14 protein-coding genes and 1 pseudogene are annotated in these 18,260 nt (G+C 37.5%); 8 read left to right on the top strand and 7 right to left on the bottom strand.

Going from position 1 to position 18,260, the window contains the following annotated elements; translation table 11 throughout:
- Positions 1-3: 3 nt before the first annotated feature.
- Complete coding sequence (gene putP / locus N9R04_RS01265) at positions 4-1,542, bottom strand: sodium/proline symporter PutP (RefSeq protein ID WP_262853817.1); 1,539 nt, start codon at positions 1,540-1,542, stop codon at positions 4-6.
- A 246-nt stretch (positions 1,543-1,788) separates the two neighbouring features.
- Positions 1,789-1,983, bottom strand: a complete 195-nt coding sequence (locus tag N9R04_RS01270) for a hypothetical protein (RefSeq protein WP_262853823.1) — start codon at positions 1,981-1,983, stop codon at positions 1,789-1,791.
- Positions 1,984-2,213: 230 nt separating this feature from the next.
- On the opposite strand from N9R04_RS01270, the gene N9R04_RS01275 reads away from it, so the two are divergent.
- Positions 2,214-4,166: a fructose-1,6-bisphosphatase gene (locus tag N9R04_RS01275; RefSeq protein WP_262853825.1), complete on the top strand. Its 1,953-nt coding sequence runs from the start codon at positions 2,214-2,216 to the stop codon at positions 4,164-4,166.
- Between the two features lie 61 nt (positions 4,167-4,227).
- A pseudogene (locus N9R04_RS01280) lies at positions 4,228-4,508 on the top strand (transposase); the annotation flags it as partial.
- Positions 4,509-4,823: 315 nt separating this feature from the next.
- Here N9R04_RS01280 and N9R04_RS01290 read toward each other — a convergent pair.
- Positions 4,824-6,629 (bottom strand): cation:proton antiporter, encoded by a 1,806-nt coding sequence (locus tag N9R04_RS01290; RefSeq protein WP_262853827.1) that lies wholly within the window; start codon positions 6,627-6,629, stop codon positions 4,824-4,826.
- Between the two features lie 313 nt (positions 6,630-6,942).
- Positions 6,943-7,146: a hypothetical protein gene (locus N9R04_RS01295; protein ID WP_262853828.1), complete on the bottom strand. Its 204-nt coding sequence runs from the start codon at positions 7,144-7,146 to the stop codon at positions 6,943-6,945.
- Positions 7,147-7,556: 410 nt separating this feature from the next.
- On the opposite strand from N9R04_RS01295, the gene N9R04_RS01300 reads away from it, so the two are divergent.
- From N9R04_RS01300 to N9R04_RS01315, 4 genes are all read left to right on the top strand, one after another.
- A complete protein-coding gene (locus tag N9R04_RS01300; RefSeq protein WP_262853829.1) occupies positions 7,557-8,969 on the top strand; it encodes an anion permease in 1,413 nt (470 codons plus the stop codon).
- A 238-nt stretch (positions 8,970-9,207) separates the two neighbouring features.
- Positions 9,208-9,414 carry a hypothetical protein gene (locus N9R04_RS01305; protein WP_262853833.1) on the top strand — a complete coding sequence of 69 codons (207 nt, stop codon included), beginning with the start codon at positions 9,208-9,210 and terminating at the stop codon, positions 9,412-9,414.
- 318 nt (positions 9,415-9,732) lie between these two features.
- Positions 9,733-9,897 carry a hypothetical protein gene (locus N9R04_RS01310; protein ID WP_262853838.1) on the top strand — a complete coding sequence of 55 codons (165 nt, stop codon included), beginning with the start codon at positions 9,733-9,735 and terminating at the stop codon, positions 9,895-9,897.
- 78 nt (positions 9,898-9,975) lie between these two features.
- Complete coding sequence (locus tag N9R04_RS01315; RefSeq protein ID WP_262853841.1) at positions 9,976-10,254, top strand: GNAT family N-acetyltransferase; 279 nt, start codon at positions 9,976-9,978, stop codon at positions 10,252-10,254.
- Between the two features lie 455 nt (positions 10,255-10,709).
- Here the strand turns inward: N9R04_RS01315 and N9R04_RS01320 are convergent, their stop codons facing one another.
- From N9R04_RS01320 to srtA, 3 genes are all read right to left on the bottom strand, one after another.
- Positions 10,710-11,372, bottom strand: coding sequence for an NAD(P)H-dependent oxidoreductase (locus N9R04_RS01320; RefSeq protein WP_262853846.1), 663 nt, complete (start codon positions 11,370-11,372; stop codon positions 10,710-10,712).
- A gap of 276 nt (positions 11,373-11,648) precedes the next feature.
- Complete coding sequence (locus N9R04_RS01325; protein ID WP_262853847.1) at positions 11,649-12,182, bottom strand: NAD(P)H-dependent oxidoreductase; 534 nt, start codon at positions 12,180-12,182, stop codon at positions 11,649-11,651.
- A gap of 301 nt (positions 12,183-12,483) precedes the next feature.
- Positions 12,484-13,095 carry a class A sortase SrtA gene (gene srtA / locus N9R04_RS01335; RefSeq protein WP_262853851.1) on the bottom strand — a complete coding sequence of 204 codons (612 nt, stop codon included), beginning with the start codon at positions 13,093-13,095 and terminating at the stop codon, positions 12,484-12,486.
- A 274-nt stretch (positions 13,096-13,369) separates the two neighbouring features.
- Between srtA and N9R04_RS01340 the strand changes: the two genes are divergently transcribed.
- Together N9R04_RS01340 and N9R04_RS01345 are read left to right on the top strand one after the other, a co-directional pair.
- Positions 13,370-14,533: an ArgE/DapE family deacylase gene (locus N9R04_RS01340; RefSeq protein ID WP_262853857.1), complete on the top strand. Its 1,164-nt coding sequence runs from the start codon at positions 13,370-13,372 to the stop codon at positions 14,531-14,533.
- A gap of 1,478 nt (positions 14,534-16,011) precedes the next feature.
- Positions 16,012-18,114, top strand: a complete 2,103-nt coding sequence (locus N9R04_RS01345) for a helix-turn-helix transcriptional regulator (RefSeq protein ID WP_262853862.1) — start codon at positions 16,012-16,014, stop codon at positions 18,112-18,114.
- Positions 18,115-18,260: the final 146 nt, after the last annotated feature.

Consider the following 18,260-nt stretch of genomic DNA (forward strand, 5'->3'; position numbering starts at 1 on the left):
GACTTAGGCTTGCTGAATTTCATTCTTCACTTCTTCTATTTCTTTAGCTACGTCGTGGTCTGGTTTCTTAGTTACTTTACTTACTAGAACTGTAACTATAGCACTAGCAATGAAACCAGGTATGATTTCATATAGATTGAACAATTCATTAATATGTGCAAGCGGTTTAATAAAGACGATCCACACCACTACTACAATCGCCCCTGTTAACATACCGCTGACTGCACCAGTACGACTTAAACCTTTCCAATAAAGTGAGAGGATGACAAGTGGTCCAAAAGCCGCTCCGAATCCAGCCCAAGCATTACCTACTAAGTTTAAAATAGTATCATTAGGATGCCATGCGATAACTATGGCAACTGCTGAGACCAGAATAACTGAGAGACGTCCAACGAGAACAAATTCCTTTTGGCGTTTCTTAGCTGCTTCTTCTCCTCTAAACAATTTGTAAAAATCCTCAGTTAAAGAACTAGAAGTAACGAGCAACTGAGAGGATATAGTACTCATGATGGCAGCTAAAATTGCTGCAAGTAAGAATCCACCTACAAGTGGATGAAATAGAATTTGACCCATAAGAATAAAGAGCGTTTCTGGGTCTTTCAATTCAACTCCACGTGAATGTACGAATACAATACCTGTTAATCCTACAAACACGGCACCAATTAAACTAATCGCCATCCAACCTATACCGAAACGTCTCGCTGTCTTTAGTTGTCGTACAGAAGTAATGGACATAAACCTAACAATAATGTGAGGCTGGCCAAAGTATCCTAGCCCCCATGCGAAGAAAGAAATTATACCTATTACAGATGTACCTTTAAGGATGTCAAGATTTGTAGGTTTAAGATCTGCTGCTTGACTAAACGTGTCTAAACCGCTTAACTGAAGCAAAGCAACAATCGGCACCATTATCATCGCTATGATCATAATTACACCTTGAAAGAAGTCAGTTAGCGACACTGCTAAATAACCACCAAAGAAAGTGTAGGCTATAACAATGACGGTAACTAGTACTAATCCAAAGTGGTAATCTAAACCAAATGCACTATCAAATAACTTTCCACCAGAGACCATTCCTGAATGAGTATAGAGTGTAAAGAATATCACGATGATAGCTCCAGAAATGATCTTAATTACATTTGATTTATCATTGAGTCGATTTCTAAAGAAGTCTGGTAAAGTAATAGCGTCTCCAGCCTTCTCAGTATACACACGCAATCTTGGTGCCACGATGAAATAATTCAAATATGCACCGAGTGTTAAACCAATAGTTAGCCACGCTGCTGATAATCCTGTTGAGTATACTTCTCCTGGCAAGCCCATAATCATCCAACCGCTCATGTCAGCAGCTCCAGCTGATAAGGCTGTAACATACGGACCTATACTTCGTCCCCCAAGCATGTATTCACTAACATTACTTGTTGCTTGCTTGTACCCGTAGAACCCAATTCCAAGCAAGATGATAAAGTATACAGCTAGCATGATATATGTTTGCCAATCAGGATTTACTTGCTGTGAAAGTGTCGTCCCTAATTGAAACATAATCTGCTCTCCCTTAATATTGAATTTTGTTACATGCATTTATTATACAAAAACATCTCTATTTTTAAAATACTTTTAAAAAAATAGTGTCTTTTTTTGAGCTTTTCAAAAAAGTAGAATCGCTTATAAATGTTGATAATAAAGCATTTACGGCATTTTTCAAAAGGAACAAGTTCTTTTATAATCTTTGTGAAAATAATCTCATTATATACAATAAGTGAATATAACGAGTAGAAAAAGCTAGCCTCAGACATAAATATTATATTTGAGTAACATTATAGTGAGGTCAAACTTCATTTTTACCTCTTTAAAGGAGGCTGGGACATAATGGTCTTTGACTAGAGAGAAAGAGGCTGGGACATAATGTAATGTCTCAGCTTCTTTCAGCATCTTGGCAGTAGATGACTGATTTGAAAATGCGCTTGTATCAAGCTTTTTCAATTCTAATCATCCTTGCCGGGGCGGGACTACGAAATCTTTTTATTCAAATTAGATTTCTGTCCCACTCCCATTTTAGTGTAAATAGAATAAAAACACAGAGACTCAGCATAAATAATTAATAGATATACATTTTTATACATTTAATCATTTATGGATGTAAGCGTTTCATACGCATGTTAAAATAATAATAAAAATCGTTCTATAACTATATTAGGAGTGACTATAGAGAGATGGCTCATACTGAGGAAAAAAGCTTTAAACAACGCTACCTTAACTTATTAGCAAAGCAATACGATAACAAAGAAGAACTAGCAACTGAAATTATAAATCTTGAATCTATATTAGAATTACCTAAAGGCACAGAACACTTCGTCAGTGATTTACACGGTGAGTTCCAAGCCTTTCAACATGTGCTACGTAACGGCTCTGGGAATGTGAAGCGTAAAATTAAAGATATCTTTGAAGATATTCTAACTGCTGAGGAAATAGATGAATTTGCGGCGCTCGTTTACTATCCAGAAGAAAAGCTAAAGTTAATAAAAAATGCTTTTAAACGTAAAGATGAACTTAATCAATGGTATCATAAAACGATCCATAATCTCATTAAATTTGTCACTTTTGCCTCTTCAAAGTACACACGTACGAAACTACGTAAGACCTTACCGGAAAACTTTGTCTTCATCGTGGAAGAATTACTCTATAGAAGTAATAAGTATAATAATAAATCCTCCTATTACGATAAACTGATGGAACAAATAATAGACCTAGAACAATCAGATGATCTTATTATCGGTTTATCATTCACCGTACAACATCTCGTAGTGAACCACCTTCATGTAGTGGGCGATATCTATGATCGCGGTCCTGAACCAGACAAGATTATGGAAACACTCATCAACTATCCTTCAGTAGACATTCAATGGGGCAATCATGATGTGCTATGGATTGGCGCCTACGCGGGATCTAAAGTCTGCCTTGCTAACTTACTTAGAATATGTGCTCGCTATGACAACCTAGATATTATTGAAGATGCATATGGTATAAATATTAGACCCCTACTCACCTTAGCTGAAAAATATTATGACGGAAATAATGAACCCTTCCAACCGAAGAACGCCGAGTATCTCTCTGATTATGAACGGGCACAAATTACTCGTATTCAACAAGCTATTGCCATCATACAATTTAAGTTAGAAGCCCCTATCATTAAACGGCGTCCGTCATTTGATATGGAGGAACGACTCGTACTGGAAAAAGTAGACTATGAGAATAAAAAGATTACTATTTATGGGAAAACGTATGATCTGAAACATACTTGTTTCCAAACTATAGACCCGCAAGATCCAACTCGCTTAACGGAGGAAGAGCAAGATGTCATTGATAAGTTACTACTCTCTGTACAACAATCTGAAAAGCTCAAACGACATATGACTTACCTCATGCAAAAAGGAACTTTATATTTACCTTATAACGGTAATCTTCTTATACATGGATGTATTCCAGTGGATGAGAATGGTGAGATGGAATCAATGGAGATTGACGGAGTTGAACATCACGGCCGCGACCTTCTCGATACCTTCGAAACTCATGTCAGAAATGCTTTTGATCATAAAGATGACCAAGATGACCTCTCCACTGACCTCGTGTGGTATCTATGGACGGGCAAATATTCCTCTTTATTCGGTAAGCGTGCTATGACTACTTTCGAACGTTACTTTATTAATGACAAAGCTGCTCATAAAGAGGAGAAGAATCCTTACTACCACTTACGTGAAGATGTCGCCATGTGCAAGAAAATGTTGAAAGACTTTGGTCTTGATCCAGAGCAAGGACACATCATTAATGGTCATACACCTGTTAAAGAAATTAAGGGAGAAGATCCTATTAAAGCCAATGGTAAAATGATCGTTATTGATGGCGGTTTCTCTAAGGCTTACCAATCAACAACTGGCATCGCAGGTTATACGCTCCTTTATAATTCATTTGGTATGCAACTCGTAGCTCATCAACAGTTTAATTCTAAAGAGAATGTCTTAAAAAATGGTACAGATGAGGTTTCTATACGCCGTGTTGTTGACGAAGAGCTCGAACGTAAAACGATTCGAGACACTAATACTGGTGAACGTATTCAAGAAGAAATAGATACGCTCAAAGAACTGATGCATGACCACTTCTTAAAATAATATATGCTTGAGTCGTATTACTTACAGGCGTTCCAACAATGTTAGGCGTAAATGTTTTCAAATAACACGATATCAATCTGGAGGAACTCAATTCAGAGATACAATTAATAAAAGAGGTCATAAAAAAGCGAGAAGATTGTTATTTTGCGTTGTAATGAATATCATTCGAGGACAGCGACACTATAACAACCATATTATAGATTATTACTATAAATTAAAAAGCAGCCTAATGAGAAATCTCATAAGACTGCAGTAGTCGCCTGTATCAACCGACTATTAAAAACAATTCATGACCTAATAGTCAATCATAGATTATACGATTATCAAATGGCCCCTCATTAGCCAACCGTACAATCAAATACAGTTTAACACCTTATTTAAAAAAATAAAAATTAAACGGTTGAGTTAAGTATGCTTATTTTATTGTAGAAGCGCTTGACTAATCGTAGGAAGGGAGCGGGACAGAAATCTAATTTGAATAAAAAGATTTCTGTCCCGCTCCCAATTTTAGATTCCAATAGTTCTTTATTTCACTTTCATCAAAACTATATAATTGAAATCCAGAGACAAAATGTATAAAAAGTTCTCCACTATTATTCACGATTCCATCATCGTAATTAGTAACTTTACCAAGAAATTGTTTACCATCCAACAGATTTAATTAATATCTGTTTCCTCTGAATAAGCTCCCTTAAGATAACCAATAATGCCTGAATCTTCGTGGGCAAACTGGTTTCTTTTATTTCTAAATGTAACTTCTTTATCCGAAGAGATATGGTAGATGAGCATATCTTTATCTGTTAACTCCTCAATACGATGAGCCTCTATTTCACTAATATCATTATTGTTAATGTAGCGATTATACCAGTGTGAACTATAGTTAGAATCAAAAAGGATGTGGTTTCTTATAGGACCACTTACATTACTTTTCATCTTTTCGTCGCGAAAGGCTACCGGTATCATATTAACATGATTCAATCCAAATTCAGGTACTAATTCGTTAAATGCTAAACTATTAAAGACAAACGATTGAGTCATTAAGATGCATTGATGATAGCGTGTTAAATCAGCATAGATTCGGTCGTTACTTGATAATAAATTCCCTTCAAATACTTCTAAACCTAACTCCTTCGCTCTGTCAGAAGCATTTGAAAATAAATTAAACGTCATAACTGGAATATTGTGTTCTCTTAATTTAGTGCCCAACCGAAATGAAAAGTCACTTTCACCAACGATAATTACGCCTGGAGGTTCAGTACTTGCCACTTTCATCAATTTACTTAGAGGGACAAAGCTAAACCCGTAAATGACTACTGTAACGATCACTAGTCCAAAGGTTACTGGTGTAATATATTCTGCCATAGGCGCATTTTTATTCATAAATAACCCTGCGAAAAACTGAGCAACGGTCAAGACGACTATCCCTCTAGGAGCCATTATAGAAACCATCGCACGTTCACGCTTCGATATCTCTGTATTCATCGTAGCAAATAATATAGATATCGGACGTACGAGAAGAATGATTACCGCACAAAAAACGACGAGCTTCCAAGAAAGTATTCCTTTCAAGACGTCTAACGTAAGAGAGGACGTAATAAGTATAAAAACAGTGGAGACCATAATAGACGACATGTTCTCAATAAAGTGATCTGACTCTTTGAATATTAAGTCATGCCGCTTCATCCGTGCCATGACAAGTCCAAATATGGTCACCGACATTAATCCTGATTCCGGTAAGATTTCATCACATAAAGCAAAGACCAGCAAAATGAAAATGAGTTGCACTGGTGGCATTAAATTTTGCGGTATTAAATCCTTTTTCAAGAACCACATAAATACATAAGACGAGAAAAATCCTATACAAACTGCTAGGAATAAACGCAAGATGAAACTTAGAATAATACCTATCTGAAATCCCTGTTCAAAGATTTCGAATAGATAAAAGACACCTAAAGCTAGCATAGGACCTATCGGGTCTAAGATAATACTTTCCCACCGTAATATTGAATCTACGCTCTTACGTACTTTCGCCTGTTTCAATAATGGTTGAATAACTGTCGGGCCGGTAATTAAGAACAATCCGCCCATAACGAGAGAAACTTGAATAGAGAAATTTAGGATATAATGTAAGGCGATGGCTCCTAGAATCCAAGCTATCACAGCGCCAATAGTAATGATTCGCGCGACTGCTTTAGATATCCCTCTTAATTCACGGAAATCTAGATTACTGCTCCCTTCAAATAATATAATTGCTACTGCCAGCGAAACCAAGGGACTAAAGACCTCGGAACCTAGCGCATGTTCAGGGTTTATCAGTTTGAACACAGGTCCAACTAACAAACCGACTATTGACATGACGACAATCGAGGGCCACTTAATCCGTGAGGCTAACCACTGACTAAAGATGCCTAATGCTAAGAATATCACTATCACCAGAATAAGGGGTAAGTTGAGTAGTGACACAAGCACACCTCCAATATTAAGTACATTCTATTTTTTTATACAATTTCATATTATAACACTTATAAGTTTATAAAGATGACTTTAGAGGCTGAGACATTACACTATGTCCCAGACTCCGACTTCGCTTTTATAGGGCCTCCCCAACCCGCATTGCTTGTTGGGAGCGGGACAGAAATCTAATTTGAGTAAAATGATTTCGTAGTCCCGCCCCGGCAAGGATGACTAGAATTGAAAAAAGCTTGATACAAGCGCATTTTCAAATCAGTCATCTACTGCCAAGATGCTGAAAGAGGTTGAGACATTACATTATGTATCAGTTTCTCTGTGTTGGGGCCCCGCCAACTCGCATTGCTTGTGGAAACTGTAGTCCCAGTTTCTCTTTGTTGGGGTCCCCACCCCAACTCGCATTGCTTGTGGAAACTGATATACAGTTTCTCTGTGTTGGGGTCCCCACCCCAACTCGCATTGCTTGTGGAAACTGGTTAACCAGTTTCTCTCTGTTGGGGCCCCTGCTCACACCCTAAACGCCTTTGTCCCGACCTCTTCGCTTTTCTACTTTTTGCTTTACCATTTAAACCGTACAGGCGAGTAAATGATTAAACTAATTTAGTTTATTGACACAAATTTTTGTTCTGACTATATTTTTATTTGAAAATTATTTAAACTCAGAAGTGGGATAGATATCTGATTGCTTTCATTGTCGTACAAATACTTGACTAACTAGAATCTTAAAAAGCTATTCACGAGCATACTTGTCATTCAGGCCACTACTATATCATTACTTCTTTACAATGCTTAAGTAGACTATAAGATTGATGTCCCAGCCTCTAAAGGTAAAATATAGCAACTTTGTAATTAGAAAATATAACTTTCTATAACGCTACTTTTACCCTTAACAAAACACTTAAATAAGAAAGGTGAAGTAAAATGGAAAATATAAATTATAAAAAATTTATTCTTCCAATTCTCGTCGGGGTTATACTCTGGCTTCTCACCCCAATTCGTCCAGAGGGATTAGATGCGACAGCTTGGCATATGTTTGCCTTATTCGTGGCTACAATTATTGGCTGCATTACGCAGCCCCTGCCTATAGGTGCAGTCGCAATGATTGGTTTTACGTTAACCATACTCACAGGTACTGTAAAGGTGGATACTGCTGTTAAAGGTTTCGGTAATAGCAGCATATGGTTGATTGCTATGGCTTTCTTTATTTCAAGAGGATTTGTCAAGACAGGTTTAGGTCGCCGTATCGCCTTACAATTTGTCAAGTTATTTGGTAAGAAGACACTAGGTTTAGGCTATTCACTGATAGGTGTTGACTTAATCTTAGCTCCTGCAACACCAAGTAATACCGCACGTGCTGGCGGCATTATGTATCCTATTATTAATGCTTTGTCTAAATCATTCGGTTCCAAATCAGATGACGGAACAGCTCGTAAGATGGGAGCATTCCTTATCTTTACCGAATTTCATGGAAACTTAATTACGGCTGCGATGTTCTTAACTGCAATGGCCGGCAATCCGTTAGCCCAATCACTCGCTAAACACGAACACATTCACATCACATGGATGAACTGGTTTACTGCTGCAATTGTCCCGGGTATAATCTCGTTAATCGTCGTACCATTTATCATTTACAAAATGTACCCACCCAAAATCAAACGGACACCTGACGCGAAGTCGTGGGCAGAAAAAGAGCTAAATGATATGGGGCACATGTCTAGGGATGAAAAGTTCATGGTCGGCATCTTTGTTATTGCGCTTATATTATGGATTATGGGAAGTGTGATCAATATGGATGCTACGCTAACCGCATTTATAGCTTTATCCCTACTACTCATAACAGGTGTGCTTTCATGGAACGATATTTTAAAAGAAACGGGTGCTTGGAACACATTAGTGTGGTTCTCAATTTTAGTTATGATGGCTTCACAATTGAATGAAGTCGGTTTTATACCTTGGCTAAGTAAGACTATTGCAGGTAGTCTTGGTGGATTAAGTTGGCCGATTGTGTTGGTACTCCTTATCTTATTTTATTTCTATTCACATTATCTCTTCGCTAGTTCAACCGCTCACGTCAGTGCGATGTATTCAGCACTTCTCGGAGTAGCTATTGCGACGGGAGCACCTCCGTTATTCAGTGCATTAATGATTGGATTCTTTGGTAACTTAATGGCTTCAACTACGCACTACAGTAGTGGCCCAGCTCCCATTCTATTCTCCTCCGGTTACGTTTCTCAAAGACGCTGGTGGGTGATGAATGCGATCCTAGCTATTGTCTACTTTATTATTTGGCTTGGAATAGGTTCTGTATGGATGAAACTCATAGGTGTTATGTAACTGATAAGCCTAGTATTTCTTATACCTATATTGATTTTAAAGGATAAACAGGAACAGCCATATTCCTCATTACGGTACATTTACAGTAGCTGACAGAACTCACGTAGAAGTGTGTTAAGCATTGTAGGATGCTAGACATCCTTCTAGGGTACAGAAGAAGAGGTACAAAGGCGTTTAGGATTGAGCAGGGGCCCCAACACAAAGAAACTGGTTCATCAGTTTCCACAAGCAATGCGAGTTGGGGTGGGGCCCCAACAAAGAGAAACTGGAAAACCAGTTTCCACAAGCAATGCGAGTTGGGGTGGGGCCCCAACAAAGAGAAACTGGTAAACCAGTTTCTACAAGCACAGCAAGTTGGGGTGGGCCCCAACACAAAGAAACTGGTTCATCAGTTTCCTCCAGCAATGCGAGTTGGGGTGGGGCCCCAACAAAGAGAAACTGGTAAACCAGTTTCCACAAGCACAGCAAGTTGGGGTGGGCCCCAACAAAGAGAAACTGGGACATAATGGTCTTTGACTAGAGAGAAAGAGGCTGGGACATAATGTAATGTCTCAGCCTCTTTCAGCATTTTGGCAGTAGATGACTGATTTGAAAATGCGCTTGTATCAAGCTTTTTTCAATTCTAGTCATCCTTGCCGGGGCGGGACTACGAAATCTTTTTGTTCAAATTAGATTTCTGTCCCGCTCCCTCTTCAACATCTCGGCAGTAGATGGCTGATTTGAAAACGCGCTTGTATCAAGCTTTTTTCAATTCTAGTCATCCTTGCCGGAGCGGGACAGGAATCTTTTCATTCAAATTAGATTTCTGTCCCGCTCCCGAATCGTAAGAGTTTCTGTCGACAACCCTGCTTCTGGGACGCCGTTAGTCGGTTCCTCAGACTACGGAAACTTTATGTCTCTACCTCTCACCCATAAACTTTACGTTTAATTATGTTGTAAATTGTCAATATATTAATAAATTACAATACAATAGAAGGTTCGAATCAATTCGAAGGAGTGATAAACGATGACTAACATTAAGCAAGGAGACCATAAATTCTATACAGGGGATGATGAGAACAATCCAGAAACAGTCATTACTTTTGAAGACAAAGGCGATGACGTACTAGACATTACCCATACTGGCGTTCCTTCAGAGTTAGGTGGACGAGGACTCGGTACTTCATTAGTTGAAGCTGTAGTTAAACATGCAAGAGAGAATAATAAAAGCGTAGTCGCTACGTGTCCTTTTGCTGCTACAGTGATTGAAAAGCACCCTGAGTTTCAAGATGTCTATAAAAAATAATTGTAATTGAACAGCTTAATTGGATTTGGACTAGCACTGAATACATGTAATACTTTTCGTAAACAGCTGAGGCTGGGACATAATGTAATGTCTCAGCTTCTTTCAGCATCTTGGCAGTAGATGACTGATTTGAAAATGCGCTTGTATCAAGCTTTTTCAATTCTAGTCATCCTTGCCGGGGCGGGACTACGAAATCTTTTTATTCAAATTAGATTTCTGTCCCGCTCCCAAGAAGAAACACTCAGATGAAATGAATTAAATCATCTGAGTGCTATTTTTTCTAGGCTTTACGTCTCAACCTCATGAGTACTAGGTCACGTACCAATTAAAGTAAAAACTTCGAGATTTCTCGTACACTGTTACGAAAATCTCGAAGTTTTTTCGGTTACTAAGATAGTTATATTCTGGCGCTTTCTAATAATTAAACACTAAGGTAGATGACTCTAAACCCTTATTTACAGCCATTCAACTACGTCTTGTTGTGCTTGGCGAACTTTAGGTTTAGGATCTTTCTCACGGTAACCGAAAGCTACCATAACTGATGGTGCGAATTCTTTAGAATCTGCTATTCCTTCTTCATCTAATAATCGTTCCATCGCATCAATATCGAAGCCTTCCATTGGGCAAGAATCTATACCGAGTAAAGCTGCAGAAGTCATCATATTCCCTAACGCAATGTAAGTTTGCTTACTTGCCCAATCAAGTAAAGTGCGCTCATTATCATTGATGTGGAAGCCAGTTTGGAAACCTTCGACTTTTTCACCAAATGACTTAATGCTGTCTTCATCATACTGTTTTAATTCACTAAGTATACGGTGCACATGGGGTGATGATTTTGTTACGTTTTTACGCGCTAAGATTAGCACGAAGTGACTTGCTGTCTCTAATTGGCCTTTAGCGCCACCACTAATTTTGTGAAACTTATTACGTAAATCTTCGCTTTGCACTACTAAGAAGCGCCATGGTTCAAGACCTAGTGAGCTGGGTGATAAGCGCGCAGCTTCAAGAATTGTATTAAAGTCGCTCTCCTCTATTTTTCTAGAAGCATCAAAACGTTTCGTTGCATGTCTAAAGTTGAATGCCTCGATAATTTGTTGTTGCAAATCTTTATTCGCCATAACTATTTTATTTCCTCCCTCTAACACTTTGAATTACTCTCATTATAGTTGAATACTTAATTCGTATTAAAGTAATCTGATTAGCAGGATAACGTAATAGTGATAATTATTGATGTCATCAATCTAGAATATAAATACTTAAATACACACCTAGATATCAAAAGAAACACCTGTAATTTCTGACTGGCTTTCAATTATGCTCATACACATTATTTAGAATTCTAGTCAATTTTACCGCGAGGGGTAATAGAAAGCGATGACCTACTCACAATCTATCTATTCAACTTCCATTCCTTTAATAAATTCAATATACGATGCTACGCTTTGTTCAAGATCTTCTTGAGTTGGGTTTAAGGCACCAAACAGAGCGTGATAACCATTGTAATTTGCGCCTACAAATTTCGCAGTTGCAATGAAAGGACTGAGTAAGGTTTCTAAGGAAAACCCTAACCAGCTTTCCGAATGGTATTGCTCTTCAGTTGCACCTACAGAGATGGCTGCTGCAAATGTCTTCCCCTTTAAAGCATGACCATTAGATCCATAAGCCCACCCGTAGGCTAACACGTCGTCAAAATATTTCTTCATTAAAGGCGGATAACTATACCAATAAAGAGGGAATTGAAAGATGATTTGATCGTGTTCTGATAGCAATTTTTGCTCATACTCTATATCGATATCAAGATCAGGATAGGTTGCGTAAAGCTCATGGACAGTGACGATATCCTCATGTTGTTCCAACGTATCACGCCACGTTCTATTCACTGTAGATTGATTTATATTAGGATGTGTTACAATAACTAAGGTTCTCATAATGACTCTCCTTATTTTCTATTCTATTATTATTTTAGCATTGACCATTAGAAGACGTGTACCCTAATGTCATTGCTGGAAGAAATATAATTACTCCTGAGCTATTTCAAATCGTTACACACTTGGGCGTACACTCTACAGTTGTAAGTGGAGTAATTACACGCCCTAAAGAAATAACGCAGCACTTGGCTAATATTATAGTTGAGTACAATTAATTCTACTATAAAAGAGCGAGAAAGTCAGAGAAACAGATATCTAATTGATCTTGTGTCTCCTCACAATCTCACTCTTTTCAATTAATTTAAACTGCTTTCGCTACAAAGATCTTTCTTTTTTCCCATTCCCCTGTTTGTGAATTGTATTTATCACAAGTAATTAAAGTTAGCTGTTGTGTTGCAGACTTATGCTCATTTAGCACTTCAACATTATTCGGATTCACGTCGTAAATCTTAGTGATTTTGTAAGTGCGTTTATGTCCATCTATCGTTAAATAAACCTTACTGCCCTTATGTGCCGCTGGTAGATTGGTGAATTGATAATGAGGGCGATCAGTGTACGTATGCCCTGCTATTGAAACATTCTGGTCAGACATCGACTCATCTTTCTCAGCGAAACTCACACCGCGATTCAACTGTTGGGGTGTCGCCGGTCCAGGATACACTGGTGTCTTAATCTCCGCGTCGGGCACTGAAATATAACCGGCCATCTTAGACGGGTCTTTAGGTATCTGTGGTACCTTTTGAGAATTTCTACTCGAGTCACTAGCCCTTTCTTTGTCATAGTGTTCAATCTTGTCTTCATTATCTTTTTTTGTAAAATAGTTATCTATGTGTGGTTTCATAAATATATATATAGCCCATAAGATTAATACTACGCCTATTATAGTTAATAAGCGATTTACCCACTTGTTCATCTTGTTCCTCCACTATCAGTTATTCTCTATGACAGCTATAGTAAATCACATACTGTGTGATTATCTGTCATCTTTATAAATACAAACTCAGTATAGCACGTTTATGAAATAAGTAATATACAAAATAAATGAGCCCTTATAGAGTATGAACACCGCTATAATGTGCTCTACCGTTTTTCACTACATTTGAGGTACGATGAGCGTTAAGTTATAAAAATTACGACTTAGGGTAGAGAAGAACGTGTCACAATATTTACAAAAGGATGTGTTACGTATGAGTATATTCTCAGACGAAGATAAAGTGAAAGTATTGTCGGACATAATAGAAATTCAAACTATAAATGACAACGAAATAGAAGTGGCACAATACTTCCAACAATTATTTAATAACTACGATATCGAATCAAAGATTATTAATGTAGAAGGCTCAAACACTAGAGCGAACCTCGTAGCGGAGATAGGCAGTGGTTCTCCTGTATTAGGCGTATCAGGACATATGGATGTTGTTACTACGGGAGATCGAGATAGTTGGAATTACGAACCATTTAAACTCACAGAAGATGAAGATGGTAACTTACATGGTCGTGGTTCTGCCGACATGAAGTCTGGTACAGCGGCACTTGCTCTAGCGCTCATTGAAATTAAAGAAGCTGGCACGCTTAATAATGGTACGATTCGTTTCATGGCTACTGCTGGTGAAGAGATAACAAGTTCAGGTGCTGAAACATTTTATAAACAGGGTTATATGAATGATGTGGATGCCTTACTTATAGCTGAACCTTCACAAGATGGACCTGTTTATACCCATAAAGGTACGATGGACATTCGTGTAACATCCAAAGGTAAATCTGCACATAGTTCCATGCCTGAACTTGGCTTTAACGCGATAAACCCTCTCGCTGACTTTATACACTATCTCAATGAAGCTTATAGTAAAGTAGATGTGAAAAGCGATATATTGGGGACACCGACGATGAACGGTACAGTCATAAATGGCGGTGACCAAGTCAATTCAATCCCTGACCACGCGGAAGCCCTTTTCAATATGCGCACAATTCCCGACTTCGACAATGAAGACTTTGAGAAATTGTTTAACCAAATCAAAGAGCGAGTTGAACAAGCTAAAGGTGTACAATTATCAGTAGAACCTTATGTGAATCGTGTCCCTGTTTATACAACAGCTAACAATAAACTGATTAAAGACACGCAGTCTTTTGCTCAAACATTCTTTAACAAGGAATTTAATTTAACTTCCACAACAGCTACAACAGATGCCTCATTCTTCATGAAAGATAAAGATGAAGACTTTTCTTTCGTAATGTTCGGGCCTGGTGATCCTGGACAAGCCCACCAAGTAGACGAATATGTATCCAAGACGGTATACACACAGTTTGTAGATTTTTACACTGAGCTTTTCCCTAAGTATTTAAATCGATAACTTTCTCCTAGTTAGCCATTAACGTTATTAATTTAGCACATAGATCGCACCGGTGGACTTAAGATATGATGTGTTAAGCATCTCTCTATTTACAAAAGTGAGTTACTCTATTACGCATTACCTAATTTTATCGTTAAGTCCACTTGCTTTAATGGATTCGGGACATAAAGCCTAGAAAAAATAGCACTCAGATGATTTAATTCATTTCATCTGAGTGTTTCTTCTTGGGAGCAGGACAGAAATCTAATTTGAACAAAAAGATTTCGTCGTCCCGCCCCAGCAAGGATGGCTAGAATTGAAAAAAGCTTGATACAAGCGCATTTTCAAATCAGTCATCTACTGCCAAGATGCTGAAAGAGAGAGCGGGACAGAAATCTAATTTGAATAAAAAGATTTCGTAGTCCCACCCCGGCAAGGATGGCTAGAATTGAAAAAAGCTTGATACAAGCGCGTTTTCAAATCAGCCATCTACTGCCGAGATGTTGAAGGGAGCGGGACAGAAATCTAATTTGAACAAAAAGATTTCGTAGTCCCGCCCCGGCAAGGATGACTAGAATTGAAAAAAGCTTGATACAAGCGCATTTTCAAATCAGTCACCTACTGCCAAGATGCTGAAAGAGGCTAAGACATTACGTTATCTCCCAGCCTTTTTCTCTCTAGTCAAAGACCTTTATGTCCCAGTTTCTCTGTGTTGGGGCCCCACCCCAACTCGCTGTACTTGTAGAAACTGAATTAACAGTTTCTCTTTGTTGGGGCCCCACCCCAACTTGCATTGCTTGTAGAAACTGATATACCATTTTCTCTGTGTTGGGGCCCCCTGCTCAAACCCTAAACGCCTTTGTCCCGGCCTCGTGGTACTAATATTCTGAACTTTATATTGCTATTTATTTATCTGCTCACTATAATAAGAGTCATCAATGAGGTGAGGTTGAGACATAGAGTTTCTGTGCGCTAAGAAATCAATGAACAGCGTCCGTAGAGTAGGATTTGCGACAGAAACGCTCATGGTGCGACTTAATTTGAAAGCAATTGTGCTCATCGTTCGGTTCTGCTCACATCCTCACAGCTTTAGTCCTGACCTCACGCTATTTCTTACAATAGTACTCACCTTCATCAATAATATTATAATTCACCTCATTGAAAGATCTCGTACGAGTGAGACAGTCATTGATTATGCATTGAATCATATCGGTCTCAAACTCTATAGATCTCACTTTCTATCGTCATTTCAATATCTTCCAACTTTCTTACGCTCCATTTTTATCAATAACGGTAATATTATCTCCTATTTAATAAAAAAACTACTATTCTGTCTTCTATTTTTTAAAATAAGTTTTATTTTGGTATACTTTCATTAAACAAATCACACATTTACCTCCACTAAACATTCAATTTATAAATTATTTATAGATAACAGACTTTTAAAATAAAGAATCGTGTACACTGAGTGCAAATACGCTTTATTGGGGAGTTATGTAATGGAAATAACAACGTTAAATATTCACGAAGAGCTAACTACTGGCATACAGCGTTGTATCGATGAAGTGATCATCTTATTCCCTCTTTCCGAACCTTTCACTTTACAGTTAAATGGTCAAAAAATAAATATATATTCGGGTATTATTATTAACAATGCCGATCTATATCAAGTGGAAGATGCTCAACATATAGTCGAATTGCGTTTACCTTTATCTTTATTACTAAAGCGTGAGGACTATTCACCTTATTGCTACTTTGACTACAGCCGAATCACATCTTCGCGCGAACTCAAGAAACTCATCTTACGCGATATAGACAACACGAGTGTTAACCGTATTATACCTACCACTACCGTGTTGAAATTAGTTGATGTGCTACTCATTGAAGCGCGTGTGGAATTACAGCACCCTTATATACCTGAAATCGTTTCTGATACGCCTATTTTCAATAAAATACTAAAGTTTACTAATAACAATATTTCATCCAATCTATCTACTAAGATGTTGGCCCAAGAATTTTATATATCCCAATCCTATATCTCAATACTGTTTTCTCAAAAGTTATCAATGAATTTTAAACAATACTTAAATTCTCTACGGGTCGCGCTAGCGCTATTAGATTTAATTCAACCTAACCAAACAATTCATACAGTTGCTGCTAAGTATGATTTCCTTAATTTAAGTACTTTTACTAAGCAATTTAAACGCTACCTTAATCAAACACCTAAAAAATTCATTAATAACTATAGAACCTTAATGATCAAAACTAAAAATCCTCTTAAAATTTCAGTGGAGAATCTCCCTAAGTTAATCGAAGAGATTGAAGTTTACACACAAAACGTCTTTACTAATCACTTTGAAGTTCTTAATTTGGAAAATGTAAAGAGTCATCAACATATAGAGGCACTCGAAATAATGATTAACGTTGAAGATTTAAATCAACTCTACTATTACACTGACAAACTTTTTCTAAACTTTACTTCAGAAATTTTTGATAAACCTAACTTAGTGATACAGAACTTTGATACTTTTGGCGTCCAACGTTTCGATAGTTACCAGAATGTTCAATCATTGTTAAAGCTATTAAACAAAGGTTGTCGTATCACTTTAAAGATTGATAAAGCTAGCACCTATTACGCCTTAGAAGAGAAGCTCAATCAGCTCATATGGGCAGGAACCTTAACTAATGACATCGTTAAGAACCTCATCATTTTATTAGATAGCAAGATGCTGTCTTTAAGAACTGTTTCTTTATTACGTCATCGTGCTACAATGAACTTTCCTGATTTACAGTTCGCGCTGATTATTGATTATTATTTATTTCATTCAACACAACAAGATTATTTCTTAGACACCCTTCAGTCTCTCAACCTTAGTTATTACTTTATCGAATCAGAACTTACAACTTTAAAAGACAGGATATGTGAAGTCGATCGCTCATTTAAATCGGACGCTAGCTTACAAACTACAGTAGCACAGTTTACAGAATTATTCGCTAAAGACAGTAGCAAGCTCGTGTTAAACAACCTCACTCACAGTTCATTTAGAGACTATTATCAGTCAAGTGTGGATACTTCCTACACCCACTCTGCTAAGTTCTATATTGAAATGTGTCGTAAGGTGGGAGGTTTAGGTTTCTATCTGCATAGCACTAAACCGGACCAAATTAAATTACTGACGAGTTATGAGAGTTATCGTCCTATCGTTCATATTTATAGTTTGCTCAAACCGTTTATTGGTCAGAGAGTCACAGTGTTACCTTATGGCTTAGTTTGTAAGATCAATAAGAAATATCATTTATTATTATATGGTGGCTATCGCTTTGAAAATGATGAAAACATCTCTTTAGCAATCAAAGTTCAACATACTTTTACCAAAGACTTCCTATTATTTAGCAGAACCCTAAATTACAAGTATGGTACGATAGATCATATTATCTCTAATAAATTAAAGAATATCCATATCAACCCTCAAATGTTGCGTCAATTAAACGATTCAAATTATCCGAGGGCAGAGCTCGTATTGTACAATTGGGCTAAACCTCTAGAAATTAACTTGTCTTACCAAACGTTGAAATATATTTCATTAACTATTAATGAGTAAGGAAGATACTGCTCTGCTCGACCATAGTTAAACGTTGAAATAAATAAACTGTAACTTCAGCAGCTATTCACTCATCCAATTAGCAGACATAATGATGGAAGTTACCGACTAACCACGAGTGTATTAGTAACTTTCACAATATTAAA

The sequence above is a fragment of the Staphylococcus marylandisciuri genome, assembly GCF_025519785.1.
In the GTDB taxonomy this organism is placed as follows: domain Bacteria; phylum Bacillota; class Bacilli; order Staphylococcales; family Staphylococcaceae; genus Staphylococcus; species Staphylococcus marylandisciuri.

Excerpts from the sequence above, each read along its gene's own strand:
- putP (WP_262853817.1), bottom strand. The coding sequence starts at position 1,542 with ATGTTTCAATTAGGGACGACACTTTCACAGCAAGTAAATCCTGATTGG.
- N9R04_RS01275 (WP_262853825.1), top strand. The coding sequence starts at position 2,214 with ATGGCTCATACTGAGGAAAAAAGCTTTAAACAACGCTACCTTAACTTA.
- N9R04_RS01300 (WP_262853829.1), top strand. The coding sequence starts at position 7,557 with ATGGAAAATATAAATTATAAAAAATTTATTCTTCCAATTCTCGTCGGG.
- N9R04_RS01315 (WP_262853841.1), top strand. The coding sequence starts at position 9,976 with ATGACTAACATTAAGCAAGGAGACCATAAATTCTATACAGGGGATGAT.
- N9R04_RS01320 (WP_262853846.1), bottom strand. The coding sequence starts at position 11,372 with ATGGCGAATAAAGATTTGCAACAACAAATTATCGAGGCATTCAACTTT.
- N9R04_RS01325 (WP_262853847.1), bottom strand. The coding sequence starts at position 12,182 with ATGAGAACCTTAGTTATTGTAACACATCCTAATATAAATCAATCTACA.
- srtA (WP_262853851.1), bottom strand. The coding sequence starts at position 13,095 with ATGAACAAGTGGGTAAATCGCTTATTAACTATAATAGGCGTAGTATTA.
- N9R04_RS01340 (WP_262853857.1), top strand. The coding sequence starts at position 13,370 with ATGAGTATATTCTCAGACGAAGATAAAGTGAAAGTATTGTCGGACATA.
- N9R04_RS01345 (WP_262853862.1), top strand. The coding sequence starts at position 16,012 with ATGGAAATAACAACGTTAAATATTCACGAAGAGCTAACTACTGGCATA.